The organism is Ferruginibacter sp. SUN106 (genome assembly GCF_050611765.1).
Taxonomy (GTDB): domain Bacteria; phylum Bacteroidota; class Bacteroidia; order Chitinophagales; family Chitinophagaceae; genus Ferruginibacter.
In genome coordinates, this window is record NZ_JBODJC010000004.1 from 149,482 (window position 1) to 170,539 (window position 21,058).

At 37.7% G+C, this 21,058-nt stretch carries 19 protein-coding genes; 7 read left to right on the top strand and 12 right to left on the bottom strand.

Features of this window, described 5'->3' with window-relative positions; all coding sequences use genetic code 11:
* The first annotated feature begins 1 nt into the window (after position 1).
* From ACQ334_RS16745 to dinB, 5 genes are all read left to right on the top strand, one after another.
* On the top strand, positions 2–2,458 hold the full coding sequence (locus ACQ334_RS16745) for a hypothetical protein (RefSeq protein ID WP_430989398.1): 2,457 nt from the start codon (positions 2–4) through the stop codon (positions 2,456–2,458).
* A gap of 1 nt (position 2,459) precedes the next feature.
* Positions 2,460–4,892: a hypothetical protein gene (locus ACQ334_RS16750; RefSeq protein ID WP_430989399.1), complete on the top strand. Its 2,433-nt coding sequence runs from the start codon at positions 2,460–2,462 to the stop codon at positions 4,890–4,892.
* Positions 4,893–5,018: 126 nt separating this feature from the next.
* Positions 5,019–5,483: a 30S ribosomal protein S16 gene (rpsP, locus tag ACQ334_RS16755; protein WP_430989400.1), complete on the top strand. Its 465-nt coding sequence runs from the start codon at positions 5,019–5,021 to the stop codon at positions 5,481–5,483.
* Positions 5,484–5,833: 350 nt separating this feature from the next.
* Positions 5,834–6,349 carry a ribosome maturation factor RimM gene (locus ACQ334_RS16760; protein ID WP_430989401.1) on the top strand — a complete coding sequence of 172 codons (516 nt, stop codon included), beginning with the start codon at positions 5,834–5,836 and terminating at the stop codon, positions 6,347–6,349.
* A 64-nt stretch (positions 6,350–6,413) separates the two neighbouring features.
* Positions 6,414–7,559: a DNA polymerase IV gene (dinB, locus tag ACQ334_RS16765; RefSeq protein WP_430989402.1), complete on the top strand. Its 1,146-nt coding sequence runs from the start codon at positions 6,414–6,416 to the stop codon at positions 7,557–7,559.
* A gap of 38 nt (positions 7,560–7,597) precedes the next feature.
* Here the strand turns inward: dinB and ACQ334_RS16770 are convergent, their stop codons facing one another.
* Positions 7,598–8,014: an RrF2 family transcriptional regulator gene (locus ACQ334_RS16770; RefSeq protein ID WP_430989403.1), complete on the bottom strand. Its 417-nt coding sequence runs from the start codon at positions 8,012–8,014 to the stop codon at positions 7,598–7,600.
* 93 nt (positions 8,015–8,107) lie between these two features.
* On the opposite strand from ACQ334_RS16770, the gene ACQ334_RS16775 reads away from it, so the two are divergent.
* Positions 8,108–8,746: a peroxiredoxin gene (locus ACQ334_RS16775; protein ID WP_430989404.1), complete on the top strand. Its 639-nt coding sequence runs from the start codon at positions 8,108–8,110 to the stop codon at positions 8,744–8,746.
* A 113-nt stretch (positions 8,747–8,859) separates the two neighbouring features.
* Here the strand turns inward: ACQ334_RS16775 and ACQ334_RS16780 are convergent, their stop codons facing one another.
* From ACQ334_RS16780 to ACQ334_RS16805, 6 genes are all read right to left on the bottom strand, one after another.
* The gene (locus ACQ334_RS16780; RefSeq protein ID WP_430989405.1) at positions 8,860–9,624 is read right to left on the bottom strand and encodes an RluA family pseudouridine synthase; all 765 of its coding nucleotides are present in this window, start codon (positions 9,622–9,624) and stop codon (positions 8,860–8,862) included.
* A gap of 6 nt (positions 9,625–9,630) precedes the next feature.
* Positions 9,631–10,707: a pseudouridine synthase gene (locus ACQ334_RS16785; protein ID WP_430989406.1), complete on the bottom strand. Its 1,077-nt coding sequence runs from the start codon at positions 10,705–10,707 to the stop codon at positions 9,631–9,633.
* Positions 10,708–10,809: 102 nt separating this feature from the next.
* On the bottom strand, positions 10,810–11,487 hold the full coding sequence (locus ACQ334_RS16790) for a hypothetical protein (RefSeq protein ID WP_430989407.1): 678 nt from the start codon (positions 11,485–11,487) through the stop codon (positions 10,810–10,812).
* Between the two features lie 9 nt (positions 11,488–11,496).
* The gene (locus tag ACQ334_RS16795; RefSeq protein WP_430989408.1) at positions 11,497–11,736 is read right to left on the bottom strand and encodes a hypothetical protein; all 240 of its coding nucleotides are present in this window, start codon (positions 11,734–11,736) and stop codon (positions 11,497–11,499) included.
* Positions 11,737–11,868: 132 nt separating this feature from the next.
* Positions 11,869–12,909, bottom strand: a complete 1,041-nt coding sequence (rlmN, locus tag ACQ334_RS16800) for a 23S rRNA (adenine(2503)-C(2))-methyltransferase RlmN (RefSeq protein ID WP_430989409.1) — start codon at positions 12,907–12,909, stop codon at positions 11,869–11,871.
* A gap of 24 nt (positions 12,910–12,933) precedes the next feature.
* Positions 12,934–13,827 (bottom strand): DUF6438 domain-containing protein, encoded by an 894-nt coding sequence (locus tag ACQ334_RS16805; RefSeq protein WP_430989410.1) that lies wholly within the window; start codon positions 13,825–13,827, stop codon positions 12,934–12,936.
* A gap of 145 nt (positions 13,828–13,972) precedes the next feature.
* Between ACQ334_RS16805 and ACQ334_RS16810 the strand changes: the two genes are divergently transcribed.
* Positions 13,973–15,166, top strand: coding sequence for a thiolase family protein (locus ACQ334_RS16810; RefSeq protein WP_430989411.1), 1,194 nt, complete (start codon positions 13,973–13,975; stop codon positions 15,164–15,166).
* Here ACQ334_RS16810 and ACQ334_RS16815 read toward each other — a convergent pair.
* The 5 genes from ACQ334_RS16815 to ACQ334_RS16835 all read right to left on the bottom strand — a co-directional run bounded on the left by ACQ334_RS16815 (position 15,161) and on the right by ACQ334_RS16835 (position 20,817).
* Positions 15,161–16,345 (bottom strand): FtsX-like permease family protein, encoded by a 1,185-nt coding sequence (locus ACQ334_RS16815; protein ID WP_430989412.1) that lies wholly within the window; start codon positions 16,343–16,345, stop codon positions 15,161–15,163. The two genes, ACQ334_RS16810 and ACQ334_RS16815, sit on opposite strands and share 6 nt — an antisense overlap.
* A 41-nt stretch (positions 16,346–16,386) precedes the next feature.
* Complete coding sequence (locus ACQ334_RS16820; RefSeq protein ID WP_430989413.1) at positions 16,387–17,028, bottom strand: ATP-binding cassette domain-containing protein; 642 nt, start codon at positions 17,026–17,028, stop codon at positions 16,387–16,389.
* Positions 17,029–17,096: 68 nt separating this feature from the next.
* Positions 17,097–18,773 (bottom strand): DUF4836 family protein, encoded by a 1,677-nt coding sequence (locus ACQ334_RS16825; protein ID WP_430989414.1) that lies wholly within the window; start codon positions 18,771–18,773, stop codon positions 17,097–17,099.
* A gap of 44 nt (positions 18,774–18,817) precedes the next feature.
* Positions 18,818–20,191, bottom strand: coding sequence for a histidine--tRNA ligase (hisS, locus tag ACQ334_RS16830; protein WP_430989415.1), 1,374 nt, complete (start codon positions 20,189–20,191; stop codon positions 18,818–18,820).
* Positions 20,192–20,340: 149 nt separating this feature from the next.
* A complete protein-coding gene (locus tag ACQ334_RS16835; protein WP_430989416.1) occupies positions 20,341–20,817 on the bottom strand; it encodes a low molecular weight protein-tyrosine-phosphatase in 477 nt (158 codons plus the stop codon).
* Between the last annotated feature and the right edge of the window lie 241 nt (positions 20,818–21,058).

Sequence of the window (21,058 nt, forward strand, 5' to 3'; positions counted from 1 at the left end):
AATGACTAAATGGATTTTAATATTAAATCTTTTTTTTGTGCTGCCTGCTTTTGCTCAGACAGAAGAAAAAAATATTGCAACCGCTGATTCAATTATTTCTTTTGAAACCATGCATGTGCATTTTGATAAGGATATTTATTTGCCCGGAGAAACGATCTGGTTTAAAGCCTATCTCTACAATGTAAATGAAATTTCTTTTGCTGCTACTAATTTTTATGCGGCTATTTATGATGACAAAGGCAAGCTGCTACAGCAAAAACAATATCCGATTATAGAAGGTAGTTGTAATGGCGATTTTGAAATACCTGATACCATTGAATATAGCAGGCTGCAATTCAGGGCATTTACAAAAGCTATGATTGAGGAGGATAGTAACAATGTGTATCAGCGGCCAATTAAAGTATATCAAAAAAATAATGCAGACAGTAGTATTGAAGTAAAACAAAAATTGTTACATTTTTTTGTGGAAGGCGGACAGGCCATTGCGGAGTTGCAGAACTTCTTTGGGTTTAAAGCAATGTATGCGGATGGTACTGCTGCAATATTAAAAGGTGAGATAATAGAAGTGGAAACCGGCAAAGCGGTTGATACATTTGCAACTGATAGTAGCGGCATGGGTAAACTAATGTTAATACCCCGGCCACGTATTAGTTATAAAGCAGTTTGGGAAGATGATAATGGTATTGAGCAAGAGGTGCCGTTGCCTGCCATTAAAAGATTTGGCGTATCCTTTCATGCAGAAGTGAATGGCAAAGAGCTGAAATATTCACTTGCCAGGAACAAAACCAATGATAGTTTAAGTCTCCTGCATATCCTGGCGCAAATAGGCAAATACAATATATATAAAGCCGACCTTGTATTGCCCAATGAAATGGAATTAGCAACAGCTAAGTTTCCTTTAGATTCTTTGTCAACAGGTTTAATGCAACTTACTTTATTTGATAAGGAGTGGAACAAGTTGCAGGAACGCTTAATTTTTATCACTGCCGATGATAATGCTGGCCAGGTTACCGTAACACGTGATACCATGAACAATGTCCCTAAAGGCAGAAATATTCTTAGTATCAGGTTATCTGATACGCTGTTCACTAATTTATCTGTATCAATAGCAGATATCAATTTTTATGACCAGGCAAACCTACATTCTATACGGCAGGATCTTTTATTAAATACCAGGCTTGCAGCACTTACGCAAAACAGTGATGCATTATTACAATCAAAGGACCGCAATGCGATTGATTTTGTTTTGTTGTCACATCAATGGAGAAAGTTTGATTGGAAAAAAGCAATCGATAAAAAGGAAATTAAACCGGCACTGGCAGACAACTATATTTCTTTAGGCATTGAGTATAAAGAAAAGAATTTAACCTTACCGGCGAACGACGGACTTAATCTCATTATAAGTAACAACGGTATGGGCAAACAGTTTTATAATGTAAAGCCTGCAGGTGCCACCACATTTAAAAAATCTGATCTGGTATTTTTTGATTCTGCAAAAGTGGCTTATCAAATGGATATCAATAAAACACTGGTAAATTATTTAACCATAAAAAGGGAAGATACCTTACCCATTCCGCAATTGATAAATGCTTTGCCAGATGAAATGCATTTTACCCGGTCAAAAGTATCCTTACAGAATAACAGGTATGAAGATTTTTATACTACTGCACATACAAAATTTAATGATCTTCAAACGATCAAAGGTGTGGTGATAAAATCTAAGTATAAAGGCAATCAGATAACAGAGCGTATAAATGAATTGGATAAGTTTTACACCTCTGGTATGTTCAGCGGAACAACAAGGGGCTTTCAGTTAAATGTAATTGATGATACGTTTGGCGTTGCAACAAATCGTGATATAAAAGATTACATGCGTTTCAGGTTACCGGGGCTAAATTTACGTGATAACAAATTTGGCGAAAGACGTACCATGATTGTCCCACGTAATGGAACAAATGCCGTTATTGATACTATTTTTCTCACCAGAATATTTATCAATGAAGTAGATGTTACTCCCGAGCCTATACCATCTCCATCAGGCCCGATTAGCCCCGGAGATCCTATGGAGTCATTGAACATGAATGATATTGCTTACATAAAATATATTCCCGGTATAGTGATTGGTGCAGGCTTTAATACCTCCACTGGCGCTATATTCATTTACACCAAAACCGGGCGGGAAAAAGGGCCGCCGGCCAAAGGGTTGCCCTTTGTTTATATCAAGGGCTATAATTCTCCCCGGGAATTTGCCGGCCCCAATTACAGCGATAAAGCACAGCTGAAACAGCCCGATTTCCGGACTACATTATACTGGAACCCCTATGTAATTCTCGACAAAACAACCAATACGTTTAAAATCGAATATTTTAATAATGATGTTTCCAAAAAACTGCTGCTTAAAATTGAAGGTGTAAATGCAGCAGGCAAATTAATTTACGTTGAAAAAATACTCGAGTAAAATGAAGCAATACTTTTTCGTATTCTGTTTTTTTTGTACGGTTGTTGCTACTGCACAAACAACACAAAAAAATAGCATTACACCCGATAATATTATTTCTTTTGAAACCATGCATGTGCATTTTGATAAGGATATTTATTTGCCGGGAGAAACGATCTGGTTTAAAGCGTACCTCTACAACGTAAATGAAGTGTCTTATACGGCCACTAATTTTTATGCCGCTATTTATGATGATAATGGAAAACTGATTCAGCAAAAACAATACCCCATTGTAGAAGGCAGTTGTAATGGCGATTTTGAAATACCCGATACTATTGAATTCAGCAGAATACAATTCAGGGCATTTACAAAAGCCATGATTGAGGAGGATAGTAATAATGTGTGTCAGTATGTATTGAATGTGTACCAGAAAAATAATTTCGATAGTACTGCTCCCATCAAACAAAAGACATTGCAATTCTTTTCAGAAGGAGGGCAGGTGATTGCAGAGTTGCCCAACTTTATCGGGTTTAAAGCATTGTATGAGGATGGAAGTACTGCAATGATAAACGGTGAAATTGTGGAAGTGGAAACCAATAAAGTGATTGACTCATTTTCTACTGATAATAGAGGAATAGGTAAATTGATGTTAATGCCACGTACACGTATAAGCTATAAAGCAGTTTGGAAGGATGATAATGGTATTAAAATGCAAACGCCACTCCCTGCTATTAAAAGATTTGGCGTGTCCTTTCATGCAGAAGTAGTGGAAAAGAAATTACAATACCTGATGGCCAGAAACCGCACTAATGACAGCTTAAGCGAATTGCACCTGCTGGCGCAAATGGGTAATTACAAAGTGTATAACGCAGATATTGTTTTACCAAATGAAATGGAAATGGCCTCGGCTGGTTTTTCTATTGATTCTATACCCGCAGGTTTAATGCAACTTACTTTATTTGATAAAGGTTGGAATAAACTGCAGGAAAGGATAGTTTTTATAAATGGTGAGCTATCAAAAGAGCAACCTATGGTAAAAAGAGATACAATAAATAACCTGCCTAAAGGAAAGAATACTATTCAGATCAGTTTGGCAGATACCATGTTTACCAATTTATCTGTTTCCATAGCCGATGTGAATTTTTATGATCAATCTGGTACACATTCTATACTACAGGATATTTTGTTGAATACGCAACTGAAGGGGCTTACTCAAAATGCCAATGCATTTTTACAAACAGAAGACTTTAAGGGCGTCGATCTTTTATTGCTATCGCATCAATGGAAAAAGTTTGATTGGGAAAAAGCGATTAATGAAAATAAAACAAAGCCTGTTTTGGATAACTATATTTCTTTAGCTGCCAATTACAATGAAAAGAATCTGACTTTACCGCCAGATGATGCGCTAAATCTTATTGTAACTAATAATGGTCTCGGTAAACAGTTTTATAATGTAAAGCCTGCAGGCCTCACTTCATTTAAAAAATCTGGCCTGGTATTTTTTGATTCTGCAAAAGTGGCTTACCAGATGGATAAAAATAAAGAGCTGATCAATTATTTAACCATACAAAGAGAAGAGGGGCTATCAATTCCCGTGCAGATAGGTGCTTTGCCAAAGCAATCATATGCTACTATAGTAAAAACAGCAGAGCAAAATAATAACTTCGACAATTTTTATACTACAGTCCACAAAAAATTTAACGATCTGCAAACGATCAAAGGCGTAGTGGTAAAATCAAAATATAAAGGCAATCCTATTACAGAACGTATTGATGAACTGGATAAATTTTATACTTCCGGTATGTTTGGTGGAACAACAAGAGGCTTTCAGTTGAATGTTATAGATGACACATTGGGAGTAGCTGCAAATCATGATATAAAAAACTATCTCCGTTTCAGGCTGCCAGGGCTAAAATTATATCACGGCGTATTCGCCAAACAAGCTAAAATAAGGAGGGTAAATAACGATGGGAGTTATATGATAGTAGATAGCATTCTTCCTGTATTGATTTTTATTAACGAAGTTGAATGGACACCCGGTGATGGTTTTGGTGATGGTTTGGAATTAGTTACGATGAGTGATGTGGCTTATGTAAAATACTTTCCCGGAATAGCAATTGGTGCAGGGTTTCAAACTTCTAACGGCGCCTTATTTGTGTATACAAAAACCGGCAGGGAAAAAGGTCCGCCGGTAAAAGGGCTGCCTTTTGTTTATATTAAAGGATACAATGCGCAAAAAGAATTTAACAGCCCGGATTATAACGATAAAGTTTTGGCGAAGCAACCGGATTACCGCACTACTGTTTATTGGAACCCCAATGTAATAATGGACAAAACCAATAATACCTTTAAAATTGAATATTTTAATAATGATATATCAAAAAAACTCCTGCTTAAAATTGAAGGGGTAAATGCTGCCGGCAAGTTGTTTTCAGTAGAAAAAATACTGGAATAAATGGTGTTTTAAGGCCTCCCAGTAAAGATTTTTAAAATATTTTGGCTAATCGCTGTTTCGTAATTATCTTCGTTATCCTTTTTTAAGGAGAAACCCTATTTAGTAACAACCAAAAATTTCTATTTTATGGCTGTAAAAATGAGACTGCAAAGACATGGCTCAAAGAAGAGACCATTCTATTTCATCGTAGTCGCAGACGGCAGAAGTCCACGTGACGGTAAATTCATTCAAAAATTAGGTACGTACAATCCTTTGACGGTTCCTGCTACAATTCAGGTAGATCGTCAGAAAGCATTGGATTGGCTGCAAAAAGGTGCTCAACCCACCGACACTGTACGCCGCATCCTTTCTTTTAAAGGTGTGTTATACCTGAAGCATTTACTGCGTGGTGTAGGCCTAGGTCTGTTTGATGAAGCAGCAGCTATGGAGAAGTTTACGAAGTGGAGCAGTGAGCATGATGCTCATATTGCAAAACGCCAGGGTGCACATAAAAAGGCACGTATGGACAAACGTAACCAACCTGTAGTTCGCAAAGTTGAAGCTCCAGTCGCTTCAGCAGCACCAGCAGAAGAAACCAAGACAGAAGAATAATACCTCTGTTTCGTTAATTCATTTAAGTTCCGTTATTTTTTAGCGGAACTTTTTTTATGCATCCGGCAGCAGAATGAAGTCAATTATGGAGGAGGTAAATTCTCAATGTTCAATTTTCAATGCTCAATAAAAAACAGTTGTATTTGTTTGTAGCGGCTTTTACAAAACCTTTAATTAGCATAATGCACTGTATTTTCATTGAAAATTGAACATTGAGCGTTGAAAATTGAACATTATTTGGATACTAACAGCCTTAATTCTATTTGAAATCATGGTGTTATCTTACAAATAGCTTTCTCATAAATACAAGCGTTAATTAAACTATTTTTGTAACTATCGAAAACCGAATAATGAGCGAATACTTTAAAATAGGCAAACTCGCCGCAAGCACCGGCTTAAAAGGTGAACTCGTGTTACAGCATAACCTGGGTAAGAAAACAGCATTCAAAGGTTTGGAAGCCATTTTTTTAGAAGTGAAGAAAGATAGTTTTATGCCTTACTTTATTCAGGCTGCTCAAATAAGAAGTGAGAGTGAAACGGTAATAAAATTAGAAGGTATTGATATAATGGAAGTGGCCAGGAAATTAACGCCCAAAGAAGTGTGGATCACAGAAGAAGATTTTAAAAAGTTTGCTGCCAAATCATCACCTATTGCCATGCTAGGCTTTATGATGGTGAATGATGGGGAAGAGATTGGTGTAATAGAGGAAGTAATTGAACAACCGCACCAGATATTATGCAGCATCATGTATAATGGTAAAGAAGCATTGATACCTATTCACGAAGACAGCCTGGAAAAACTGGATATAAAAAACCGCAAAGTATTTGTAATACTTCCGGATGGGTTACTGGAAATTTATAAATAGAAATTTTTAATTCCTGCTCCTCTGTATTACGGAAGTGTCAATTCTAAATTTAGTAAATTACAGTGTGAAAGCTCCACAACGCATCATAGCACATTTTGACCTGGATTCATTTTTTGTCTCGGTAGAAATATTGAACAATCCCTCTTTAAAAGATAAACCCGTAATTGTTGGTGGCAGAGAACGTGGTGTGGTAGCGGCCTGCAGTTATGCTGCAAGAAAATTTGGTATTCATAGTGGTATGCCTTCAAAAAAAGCTTTTCAGTTATGTCCGCATTTAATTGTGGCTAATGGCAGCAGGGGAGAGTATAGCCGCTACAGCCGTTGGGTTACACAAATTATTGCGGCCAAAGCACCACTGTTTGAAAAAGCATCTGTGGACGAATTTTATATCGACCTGACAGGAATGGAAAAATTTTTCAATCCCCTGCAATGGACCATCGATCTGCGCCAGGAAATTATTAATGAAACACAACTCCCCATTTCATTTGGATTGGCCAGCAATAAAATGATGGCTAAAATTGCAACTGATGAAGCTAAACCCAATGGTTATTTACAAGTGCCATTTGGAATGGAAAAAGAATTTTTAGCGCCCATGCCGGTAAATAAAATTCCCGGAGTAGGTGACCATACTTACGAATCGCTGAAGTCAATGGGCATATACACCATTAAAGATATCAGCGAAAGAAAAATTGAAGAGCTGGAAGAACGATTGGGTAAATGGGGTGTTGATCTGTGGCATAAAAGCCATGGTATTCATAATGGCGAAGTATCGCAATACCACGAAGCAAAATCTGTAAGTACAGAAAATACTTTTGATGAAAATAAAACGGACGTGGATTTTTTAATGAGCGAATTAGTACGGATGGTAGAACGGATAGCTTATGAATTAAGGCAGGATGAAAAAGTGGCCGGTTGTGTAGCTGTAAAGATCCGTTACCCCGATTTTGAAACTACCTCAAGACAAACAACTATTCCTTACACCTGTGCCGATGATGAAATTATTCCGGTAGCAAAAGAGTTATTTAAAAAATTATGGAAGAAGGGTAGCCCCATACGCCTGCTGGGTGTACGTTTAAGCGAACTTACTAATGATGCAGTACAAACCAATTTGTTTGATGATGTGGAAAGAAAAACAGATTTGTACAAAGCCATCGATAATGTAAAAGGGAGATTTGGAAAAGCTTCAGTCAAAAGAGCCTCCTCAAATTGAGATAATTTTCAAGATTCACCACTCATCATTCACGAATTTTATTCTGGTGTATCAATCAGGTCGTGCAGTGTTTTCTTTTCTAAAATTTTCAATGTAGCATCTCTTGTATAAGCCATGGCTTTATTTAAGCCGCAGGTAGCTTCATCACAATCTTTACATTTTTCATAAAAATTCAGGCTTACACAAGGTATCATGGCAATGGGGCCATCCACAATTCTAATGGCAGAAGCCAGCGTGGTTTTTTTAGGCGAATTGGCTAAAAAATAACCTCCGCCTTTACCTTTCTTACTATCCAGAACCCCTTTGTTTTTTAATTGCAAAAGAATGCTTTCCAAAAACTTTATGGGGATCTTTTTCTTTTTGGCAATTTCAGAAATTAATACTGGCCCCTGCCCGTATTTGGACGCCAGGTAACCAAGGGCTTTCAGCCCGTATTGTGTTTTTTTAGAGAGCATAGCTTCAAATATAACACAAAGTTAAAAAATATTTTGAAATAATAGTCTATTTAATCGGTAGAGTATTATATTTGCAGTCTAAAATAAATTATCATGAGTTTAAGATTAGGGGACATAGCTCCCAACTTCCAGGCAAAAACATCTTTAGGTGAAATTGATTTTTATGAATATTTAGGTAATTCATGGGGAATCTTATTTTCTCATCCTGCGGATTATACACCTGTATGTACTACCGAACTGGGGCGTACGGCAGCGTTAAAGGATGAGTTTGCCAAACGCAATGTAAAAGTATTGGCATTAAGTGTTGATCCTGTTGACAAACATTTAGGCTGGATCGGCGATATTAACGAAACACAAAACTGCTCTGTTGAATTCCCTATTATTGCGGATGACGACAGGAAGATTTCTGAATTATATGATTTTATTCATCCTAACGCTTCTGCAACGGCAACTGTTCGTTCACTGGTAATTATCGGGCCGGATAAAGCAGTGAAATTAATTATTACTTATCCTGCATCTACAGGTAGAAATTTTGTAGAAGTATTAAGAGTAATTGATTCTTTGCAACTTACTGCTAACTACAGCGTAGCTACACCTGCTAACTGGGCAGCCGGCGAAAAAGTAATTGTAGTGCCTGCAGTAAGCACAGAAGATGCGATTAAAAAATTCCCTAAAGGCGTGGAAATTGTAAAACCTTATTTGCGTTATACGCCGCAGCCAAATCTTGATTAATCAGTTCTTGTATTTTTAGTTTAAGCCGCTCTTTGAGCGGCTTTTTTGTTTGCCACAGATTACACAGATTACACAAATTTTTTCTGTGCAATTTGTGTAATCTGTGGCTTGTTCTAAGAGAGTTTTTTTAATTGTTGTAACAATGCCCTCATGTCTTTTGGTAGCGCAGCGGTTAAGTTAAAATCACTGCCTTCGGCATCAGTAAATTTTAGACAGTAAGAATGCAGGGCCAACCGGTTGAGCATCGGCTTTTCTTCTTCGTCGTGTTTACTTAGTTTAAATTTCTTTTTAAGGGAAGATAATAACACAGGCTTACCATCGCCATATAGATCATCGCAGGCCAACGGGTGGCCCATGTTTTTGCAATGCACCCGTATCTGGTGTGTACGGCCGGTATGCAGTTGAAATTGTAATAATGAAAATGATTCATGCTCTTCAATTACTTCATAATCTGTAACCGAAGGTTTGCCATTGCGGTGTACCACCATTAAACCTTTGTGAATGGTATGTTCGCTGATAGGCGCATCAATGGTACCTGATTTTACTGCAGGAGAACCATGCACAATACCCTGGTAATATTTCTCTACCCTTCGTTCTTCAAAAGCCAGCGACAAAAATTTATGTGCAGCCTCATTCTTTGCAAATACAATAAGTCCGCTGGTATCTTTATCAATACGGTGTACCGTAAAAATGCTGCCGTACTTAGTGATCAGCATATCTTTCAATGATACTTCACTCTGCGTTCTGTCGGGTATAGATAAAAGCCCTGCTGGTTTATTAATGGCAACAAAATTTTCATTTTCAAAAACTATCGCTTCTGAAAGTTTAAAAGGCGGAGCACTTCTTTTATTGCCGGAGAATTCGAATTCTGGTAACATTAAAACTTATTTCTTTTTTGAAGCATTCATATATTTCAACAGGCGGATTTCTTTATCACTTAAATAACGCCACTTGCTTCTTTCTACATTTTTTTTGGTAAGATTAGCATACATCACACGGTCAAGACCTTTTACATCATAACCCAAATGCTCAAATATGCGGCGCACAATACGGTTGCGGCCACTATGAATTTCTATACCGATGATGGATTTGTCTTTGCTGTCTGCATAAGCTAAACTGTCTACATTAATTTCCCCGTCTTCTAATTTCAATCCTTTTACGATCTTATCAAAATCGGCTTTTGCTAATGGCTTATCTAATTTTACTTCGTAGATCTTTTTTATTTCGTAACTGGGATGCGATAATTTTTGCGTAAGGTCACCGTCATTTGTTAATAACAAAACACCGGAAGTATTTCTATCTAAACGGCCGATTGGGTATACTCTTTCAGTAGTAGCTTTTTGTATCAGCTGCAATACTGTTTTTCTTCCCTGCGGATCATCTGTAGTGGTGATATAATCTTTCGGCTTGTTCAATAAAATATACACCAGGTTCTTGGTGACAAATAATTTTTTGGTATTAAAAACTACTTCATCCGTTTCTTTTACTTTATAGCCGGGTTCCGTGGCAATGGTGCCATTTATTTTTACTTTGCCTGCAGCAATTAAAGCCACTGCATCCCTGCGTGAGCATACACCGCAATGTGCCATAAATTTATTTAATGGCATTACACCGGTTGGTGCATTATCGTTTGCAGCTGCTGCTTTTTCCGATTTTGTATGTGGTGTTTTTGTAGCACCTCCGGTTGGTTTAAATTTAGGTGTTGTACGGGTGCTGTTTTCTCCGGCTGCAGGTTTTGCCTCTTGCATATTGCCTGTTGCCGGTTTCCCTTTTGAATTATCGGCAGCTTTAGGAGCCATACCATTCTTCTTCGCCATCCTGGCCTGGTATTCTTCTTCTTTTTTCTTTTCAAAAAAGGCATTGCGTTCTTTACGATAGGTTTTCTTTTCCTGGCGTATTTCTTCCTTAATAACGCTGTTCTTTTTCTTTACTGTAAATTTCTGAAACGGAGACTGGCTCATAATATGAAGTGATTTACTGTTTTACAACAGGAGTGAGCTGCAAAGATAGTAATAAAAAAGCGAATCCTTGGATTCGCTGTAATGCATAGGGGTGAAATGCTGTTATTTAACTGCCTTCTTCTCCATTCTTGCTTTCTTCATTTCCTCCATTTTCTGCAACTGGTCAGGGGTAAATATTTTCTGGTGTGCTGCTTTCATTTCGGTTTTTAAAGCCATCAGTTTTTCTTTTTTTGCCGTTCTGTCCAGACTTTCATTTTCTTTAATGGCTTTTACTTTTACCATCATTGCTTCATGCTGTGTTTTCATTGATGCAACCTGCTTATCGGTAAGGCTTAATTGGGCTTTCATTTTATCCAGGTGTGCAGTATAATGCTGTTCGGCTTTTGCTTTATGCTCCGTTTTTAACTGTGCCATTTTATTTTTCTGCTCAGGAGTAAGCAGGCTTTGCATCTTTGCTTTCTGATCTTTCAATAATGCTGTCCTTTGATCACGCTGTTCTTTCACCGTAATATTTTCATTACTGTTCAATGCTTTCATTTTCTTTTTAAAATCTTCCCTGTACACTGTGGCCTGTTGCTTTTGTGCTTCAGAAAAATTTAATTGCTGTGCCATACGGTGATGGCGATGCATTCTCCTGATCTTACGGTGGCGATGATGTTTGCCCGGATGTTTTCTAACTTCTGATCTGTTGCCGGCTTTAATTGTTGATGGAGTTGTTTGTGCACTGGCGCAAACTGAAATAATGGTCAGGGCCAGGATGGCTGTTAATACTTTTTTCATGGTAATTTTTTATTTATTATCAGACGTTGTGTTTGGTGCAAGGTTTAATGAACGGGTATATCTGTGACGGTGTTGCCGTCTTAAATTCATGTTAATGCGGTGGTTGCGTATGCGATCGGTTTTTATCGCTTTCCTTTTGAGGCGTCTTTCTTTTTTAGGAGCATGCCTTACATGGCCGCTGCCTCTTTGTGCATGGGCGGCAACAGATAACAGGATAAAAAAGATGAAAGCGATGATAATTTTCTTCATGGTAAATTTTGTATTTACCAATGACTTAATATTTTGGAGAAAGTTTAATGGGATAGCTAATATTATATCATGATCAGACGGGGCGTCAGATTATGATAACAACATGGTCTGACGTCCCGTCTGACCATGTTGTTATCCCTTATTCGCTAATTGCCCGCAGGCAGCATCAATATCTTTGCCCCTGCTGCGGCGCACCCGTACATTTACCCGGTGCTTTACAAGATGGTCGGTAAAAAGTTGTGTGGTATCTTCATCTGGTTTAATAAACGCTGCACCTTCAATGGGGTTGTACTCAATTACATTTACTAAATGGGTAGGCACTTTGCGGTAGATCTTTACCAGGTCTTCTGCATCTTCGATAGAATCATTTACATCTTTTAATAAAATATATTCTAAAGTAATATCGTTTTTGGTATGCTCATAAAAATAATTCAGTGCTTCAATCAATGCTTCAATATTGTTGCTTTCATTAATAGGCATGATGGTATCACGTTTTTTATCAGATGCAGCATGCAGCGAAAGTGCCAGGTTGAATTTTACTTTATCATCGCCTAATTTTTTGATCATTTTGGCAACACCGGCAGTAGAAACTGTAATGCGTTTCGGGCTCATGCCCAATCCTTCATGGCTGGTAATTTTATCTATCGCCTGCAAAACATTAGCGTAGTTCAATAAAGGTTCGCCCATGCCCATAAAGACTATATTGCTTAGTTTTTTGTTGTACACTTTTTCACTTTGCTGATTCAGTTGCGCCACCTGGTCGTATATCTCATCAAAATTCAAATTGCGTTTGCGTTCCATTTTGCCCGTGGCACAAAAAGAACAGGTAAGGCTGCAGCCGATCTGGGACGATACACAGGCCGTATTTCTCTTTTCAGTAGGAATGAGTACGCCTTCTATAAAATGCCCGTCAAAGGTCTTAAAACGTGATTTTAAAGTGCCATCACCACTAATCTGTGTGGTATCTGTAGTAATTGCAGGCAAAGTAAAATGTGCTGCTAATTTGATACGTAACTCCTTGCTTAAGTTGCTCATATCATCAAAACTGGTGGCACTTTTCTTCCATATCCATTCGTAGGTTTGTATGGCACGGAATTTTTTATCCCCTATAGATTCAAAGTATTCTTTTAATTCAGGAAGACTGAGTGTTCTTATGTTGGTAACTGCTGACATGCTGCAAAGATACTTTAAGCTGATTTAATGCTTGTATCTGCCAGCCTTAATCTTGTGTTTATTTTTAATTGGCGGAGGAGCTACCATGGGTGGCGGCGCTGTATGGTCTAATAGCTGAAGGTTTTTATTCCATTCAAAATAGTCTTCATTAACACCGGTTGCAGGTTGAAGGTGCAATCGTTTGTTCAGGTACATCAGGTAATTTAAAAGCAGGCGTAATTCAACTGGTTCTTTATCATAGCCATATGCGGTAGAATGTATTTGCCGGTCTTTTGTAACAATATTTACGCCGCAAGATTGATCGTCTGTCCAACCGGCATCATAAAATTCGTTTAAAGAATCTATTGCCAGGTTCCTGATCTTGTCAACTATTAAATCGAATTTCTTCTTATTAAGAGAATCTTTGAATATAAGCCCGGTATCCGGCAGATTTCCCCCATAGAACAACAGCTTTCCCACACTATCAATTTCTAAAGTAACAGAAGGGCAGCTGCCAAAACATGGGGAGCTTTGAAAATAGATCATCACTGGCGATAAATTGTTTTTTGGTTTGATTTTTCCCAGCCGAAAAGTCTTTGTTAATATGGTATCAGTTGAAATGGGGTGTAAGATTAAAGAATCTGCATTCAGCAATACGATCTTATATTTTAAGGGATATCTTGTTTCAACTTCTAACGAATCTATTTGAATGGAAATAATATCTCCGGTGATATTATATTTACTAAATTTAAAGTAGGGGTTGATAATACTGTATAGGGAGTCCTCAAAACTAAATGTATACGGCTTTGGGCTGGCGAAGCTGTCTGATTTTTTTGATTGCCAGTCACCTTGAATAAGAGTACGGTAATCGGGGCTTGATCTGTTAATACAGCTTGCATTAAAAAAGATACCTGCGATGATTACTAATAGCAGTTTCATTAATTATATTTAGCGTTAAGATACGGTGAGTAGATTATTCCATAAATTTACGCTTAGATAAAAGCTCCGTAAAGAGATACAGTACAAGAGTGCGACGCCAATGAAGATGAACACAGCTTCTTAGCCCGGCTCCAAAAAAATAATTATGCAAAATGTATATGTTGTTGATGCCATCAGAACTCCAATTGGTAAATATGGTGGCGCTTTAAGTAATATAAGACCGGATGATTTGTTGGCCTATGTGATTAAAACTCTGGTAAAGCGGAACGATGCCATTGATGTAAATGCCATTGAAGATGTGATTGCAGGCGCCGCTAACCAGAGCGGTGAAGACAATCGCAATGTGGCCCGTATGGCGGCATTGCTGGCCGGGCTGCCCGTAACCGTTAGTGGAAATACGGTGAACCGTTTATGTGCCAGCGGGCTACAAGCCATAATGGATGGCGCAAGGGCAATTGCCTGTGGGGATGGTGATTTAATAATTGCCTGTGGTGTGGAAAGTATGAGCAGGGCCCCTTTTGTAATGCCTAAAGCAACAGCAGCCTTTTCCAGGGAGAACCAGATTTTTGATACCACCCTTGGATGGCGTTTTGTAAATAAAAAATTATCAGAATTATATTATCCATACACTATGGGAGAAACGGCGGAGAATGTTGCCCGCCAATGGAATATCAGCCGTAATGCACAGGATGAATTTGCAATGGAAAGCCAGCAGAAATATGCCAGGGCATTAGCTGCTAATAAATGGAGAGATGAAATTATTCCTTTGCAGGTGCAGGTGGGTAAAGATGTGTTTGATTTTGATAAAGATGAACACCCACGTTTATCCAGCTTAGAAAAACTGGGACAATTAAAACCTGCATTTGCAAAAGATGGTACTGTAACTGCAGGAAATTCGTCAGGTATTAATGATGGTGCTGCTGCAATGTTATTGGCAAGCGAAGCGGCTGTAAAAAGATACGGATTGCAACCCATTGCAAAGATTGTAAGTATGGCTGTTGCCGGTGTAGATCCTTCGATAATGGGTGTTGGTCCGGTGCCTGCAACCAAAAAGGCTTTGGAAAGAGCAGGACTTACTGTTGCCGATCTTGACCTGGTGGAATTGAATGAAGCTTTTGCATCACAATCTATTGCTTGTATCTACGACCTGGGTTTGGACCTGGAGAAAGTAAATGTAAACGGTGGTGCTATTGCATTGGGCCATCCTTTAGGTTGCAGCGGCGTAAGAATTTCCACTACTTTATTGTACGAATTAAAACGCCGCAAAGCAAAATATGGTTTAGCTACAATGTGCATTGGAGTAGGGCAGGGTGCTGCTGTTATATACGAAGCTTTATAATTTGTACAGCAATTTTTTTACCAGCCGGAAATTAACCACCACGGATAATACCAGCAATGCCAATGCAATGGCAATTACACCCCAATGTATAAAAGGGGAAAGTTCTTCTTTATCTTTCATAAAAAAATGCTGAAAACTCCAGTGCAGTAAAGCGGTGGCTAATACAGCAGCAATGACTACTGCAACATAAACCGGTATCCATTTTTTTGCAACAGTTTTACTCAGCCATTGCGGCGAATAGCCCAATGTTAAAAGTAGTTGCAGATTCTCTTTACTTTTGGCAATCATCAATTGCAAATAAAAAGAGAATAACACCATCGCTAATAAAATAACCAGTACACCAAAGCCTGCCAACCCGCTAACTATTGCCTGCAGCACTTGCTTTATCCTGCCAAATTTTGTCTTGTCTTTATTAACGTGATAATTTTTTTGTTGTAAGAAATTCAGCAACTCAGGATTGTTGGCGTCCTTTGTTTTTATATATATTCTGGATGGATTAAAATTTTCGATACCGGCATATTTTTTATTAGCCCATTCTAAAAAACTTTTCGGCAGTAACACAGTATTGATCCTGTCGCTGAGTGCCACAATATTTCCTTTGTAAGAATCTTTAAAGCCATTACCGGAACAATCCAGTTGAATAAAAACTGAAGCAATAGTTTTTTCAGAAAACTGCGGTAAGTCTCTGCTGGGGGCAAAAAGTGTATTGTAAATTTCAAAATAGTCTGATGACACAATGATAGGAATTACCTGGTCGCCGGGTGCCCATTTAAAAGAGGACGGTAAAGTATCTAAAAAATTATTGTCAATAGCTTCTGCAAAAAAATCGGTACTGAAGGGAAGCATGCTGCCGCCATTAGCGTCTATTACAAATTTGTTGCCGATCAATGGCGATACATCATCAAGGAATTTTTGTTGTTTTAATTCTGCTAAATCGCTTGCAGAAAAACTATGGTTGCCCACCATATTTTCATCCGTAATATTTTTTGTGATGGCTATAAAATCAAAACCGTTTTTTTTAGGGCTTTTATTTTTTAAAAGTTCATTAATGTTAATATACATCTGCACTGAACATAACAATAACAACACTCCTATGCCCAACCCAATATAGCTTAACCAGCGGCTGGCTTTATTTTCGCCGGTGTTTAAAAATGGCGCTATGTTTTTAAAAGAAAGCATTGAATAGGTTGATTAGTTAATTGATTAACTTTCTTATCAGGTTATAAATGTAATGTTCTGTCTGCTTTAAAATACTCTATTGCTTTCAGATCAGCTAATATGATAGAAGCCTTTCTTAACGCTGCTTCTTCTTCCATTAATTCCATGGCTATTTTTCTATTGTTCTCATCCAGGTGACTGAAAGGTTCATCTAACAATAAAAAATTAAAAGGTTGTTGTAAAGAACGAATGATAGCAATACGTTGCTGTTCGCCGTAACTACAGGTTTTGCAAAGCTTGTTCAATTTATTTCCGATACCCAGCCGTTTTGCCATCGCTGTAATTTTACTTTCAACATGAAATGGATTTAACTGTCTTTTAATATCTAAATTTTGTATCACAGTTTGTTCGGGAAATAAACGCAGGTCCTGGAAAACAATACTGATATTTTGCTGCCGGTAAATGGCAAATTTTTCTGCATCAAAATTTGCAATGGATTTACTGTCATACAAAATAACCCCGTTGTAATCCTTTCTTAACCCGTATAAAAAATGAATAAGAGAAGTTTTACCACTGCCGCTTGGTGCCACGATCTGTATTTTTTCGCCGGTATTAAAAACAACAGTGCTGTTCCATATCTGTGAGTTGGAAATTTTTTCTTCTTCAATAAATGTGGGAACCAGTTGTTGCAGTTGTATTTGCATGGGCTGAAGATAAAATAAAAACCTATAAGGTATTACTGCTTATAGGTTTTTAAAATAGTTATCTGTAATTATTTATGCTTTTTTACAGGTGGCGGGGGAACAGCAATGCTCATCGAATCCGGCCTCACTTCATCAATTGTTACATCGTTCATTTGATGTTTTTTATCCTGTTCCATTTTCAGCTTACCCAACAATCCTACATACTGATTCAATTGTTTTAAGCTGTTGGTATTTTTATCCATCAAATTTACTTCAAGCGATTGTGAAATTCCGCCATCTTCGTATTGGCCACCCTTCATGTATAAATTATCCCACATTTTTACTGAAGCATCGTATACAATTTTTGCGCTGCTGTCCTTAGTTAAATTGCTTTCTATTGCTTTTAAAATAAACTGGAAGTTTACATAACCGCCAACAGGATTGCCACTGATCTTACTTAAAAAATCAAAATTATTATTGGCTTTCCCTGCAATATAATTGTCAACGTTTTCTTTTATATTACCAATGGCAAAATATTTACCATCGCTTTTATAGCTAACCGGCACGCTGGCAGGTAAATTACCACCCAGTTTTTCTCCTGCTTTAATTAAAAGATTAAAAGCATCTTTATCACCAATTGATGTTGTAAAAATAATTTCAGGCTGAACAATATTGCTTTGGGTTTCCATCATCGGCATTCCGGCCATGCTGGTGTCTGTGGAAACGGCTTTTTGTTTCAGGTCTGTCAAGGCAAATACAATATCTCCTTTATTGGCTTTGATAAAATCATCCAGTCCAAAACCTGCAAACGCAAGCCCCATGTTAGCATAACCTTCCACACCCAGCAATTTTAAAAATTCTTTTATGCCTTCGGGTTTAAAGCTCATGGCAAATACAGCAGCCACATCTTTAGCAGGTAAATGCTTTATCATATCCTCGTCAATATTTTTACCGCCATATTTTTTATATAATTCGGTCAGTTCTTTTCCGGCATAACTTTTAGCATCCATTAAAATCTTTCCATTTTCAAAATTAATGGCAGCTGCAGTAATGCTTCCTTTATATAAATTATCCAGTTTCAGCATCGACAGAGCAGGATTATTCATACCGCTTTTATACAACTCTTCACTGTTCATCCAGAAATGAATATCTCCTGTTTTTTTAACCATTGCAGTAAACTTTTCGTTTTCGCCAAGCGAATTACTTTCTTTTATATCAAAAAGTTCTTTACAGGTATTAAACAGGTCCCTTGTTTGCTTATCCATGTAGGCATGCATGTCCAGTTGCGGCGCATTCACTATCAATAAAAATCTTTCTTTATTCCAGCCTACGCACATGGGTGATTTGCTGATGAATTTAATACCATCTTTTTCATTTTCACTTCCGCCCTGGCTGGCATCCAGGAAGAACAACCTGAATTTTTCAGCATCTTTAACTGTTCCTGTAAACCCGATGATGCCGCCTGCTGAATCTTTTTGTGCAAAGAATGACAGATCGGTTTTTACATCGATACCACTGTTATCCGGATTGTTCAACGCATTTTTTACAAATGGAGGAACAGTACTATCCGCATACATTTCCTGGAACAATGGATTTTGTTTTACTTCATCCCATGGTAACTTGGTTGATAAAGAAGCGCCATTGATATGTACAGCAATAGCCGCATCTTTCGGTACATACCTGCCTTCTTTATTGGTTTTTTTGCAGGATGCGAATAACAGGAGCGATACGGCAACCAGTAAATGGATACGAAAACGTGTTTGCATAAAATTGATTTTTAATTAATACTGTAAAATTATTTTAGTAACCTTTAATTACTGTTAAAAAAATCGGCCAGTTTTTCAAATACCACTACATGTTGCTCGCCTGTTGACAAATTTTTTACCTGGCAATAACTTTGTTCTATTTCTTTACTACCAATAATTACAGCGAAAGGTATATTCTTTTTTTCAGCATAACTGAATTGTTTGGCAATTTTCGATTCTTCTCTATGGTACAATTCGCAGGCTACACCTGCTTTACGTAATTGCTGCATAATATCAAAAGCAAAAGCACCTTCCTTTTCGCCCATGTTAAAAAACAATGCCCTGGTACTCACCTGTAAATTTTCCGGAAATAATTCTAATTCTTTCAGCACATCATAAATTCTGTCTACTCCAAAACTAATGCCCACACCGGGGATATCAGGCACACCAAATAAACCCGTAAGGTCATCATATCTGCCGCCACCGCCAATACTGCCCATTTGTACAGTAGCAGGTGCTTTGGCTTCATAAATAATACCGGTGTAATAATTTAATCCACGTGCTAACGTAAAATCCACAACAATATTTTTACCAGTTGTATGATGCAATATCTTTTTTATTTCTTCAACACCTTTTCCGGTTTCATCCACAGTGCCAATTAAGTTGATCAGCTGGTCAATTTTTTCATTGTTACTGCCGCTGATGCTCACATATTTTTCTATCATTTCAACCTGGCTTTCTGTTAATCCTTTTTCGGCTAATTCAATTTTTACTTTGTCGATGCTTATCTTATCTAACTTGTCGATGGCAGTTGTTATCGCAACTAACTTATCTGTGGCATTACAGGCTTTTGCCAATGCAGATAAAATTTTACGGCTGTTGATCCTTAACTCATAACCGGTTAATCCAAGACGGGTAAACACTTCATCATAGATCAACGCAAACTCTGCATCATTCAGTAAAGAATAGCTACCTACAACATCAGCATCGCATTGTGTAAACTCACGGTAGCGCCCTTTTTGCGGCCGGTCAGCTCTCCACACCGGTTGTATCTGGTAACGGCGGAAAGGGAAAGTAAGTTTGGTATGGTTCATTGCCACATACCTTGCAAAAGGAATAGTAAGGTCGTATTTTAAAGCTCTTTCAGTAAGGTCAACACTATTTTTACCTTCTAAAACCTTTTCAAAACCTGCTTTTGCTTTATCAATATTTTTTTCGTTATTAAGCCCGTTATTTAAAATTTTAAAAATTAATTTATCGCCTTCTTCCCCATACTTACCCATTAAAGTTTCTAAGTTTTCCATTGCAGGCGTTTCTAATGGTTGAAACCCATACAATTCAAAAACAGTTTTAATAGTGGAAAGAATATGATTTCTTTTACGGATCTCTTCTGCTGAAAAATCCCTGGTACCCTGGGGAATCGATGGTTTGTTGTTCATGGTGAGACGTGAGTGGTGAGACGTGAATGGTGAATTTTATAAACTGCTGTCGGCTGAATATTTAAAAATTCTGAGCTTCACTGTTCTGTATTTTATTTGTTTTTATTATTAAGTTATTAATAGAATAGAAATTTTGATTTCAATAACTGCTACAATTCACGATTCACCATTAACGATTCACGCCTCACAACTTGCTCACACGCTTTGTCTATCAGCTCAAACACTTCATGATATCCTTTTTCAGGTCCATACCACGGATCAGGCACTTCTAAATTTTGTTCAGGAAATAATTCATTCAACAGCAGGTCGGCTTTTTTGGGATCAAATTTGTTTTTCGCAATCCGCTTCATATCATCCATTACATCTGCAGCCATTGCATAAATTTTGTCATACCGGTCAAAATCTTCCGCAACAAATTTTCTGCTTCTTTGTCTACTGATATCGATACCGTTTTGTATTGCTACTTTAATGCTTAAATGATGTGGTGCTTCGCCTGTATGATAACCATTAGTTCCGGCACTTTCCACTATCCAGTTTAATCCTGCCTTTATCACTTTATCCTGTAAAATTCCCTCGGCCAATGGGCTCCTGCAAATATTGCCAAGGCATACCATCAAAATCTTCATGGAGCAAAGATAAGCCGCAGGCTGCAAGCCACAAGGGGCAGTTGTAAAATCAGCAAGATAGCTGCAAGGGATAAGCTGCAAGAAAGAAACAGAGAGTTTGAGCCTGCATGCTCATCCCTTGCGACTATTCCCCTTGCAGCTTCTTCTTCCCTTTATGGAATATTACCACAACTTCATCTCATTATCAAACAAGCGCTTGTTTCAAAATATTCATTCATCATCCGGCAATACTCCCGGAATA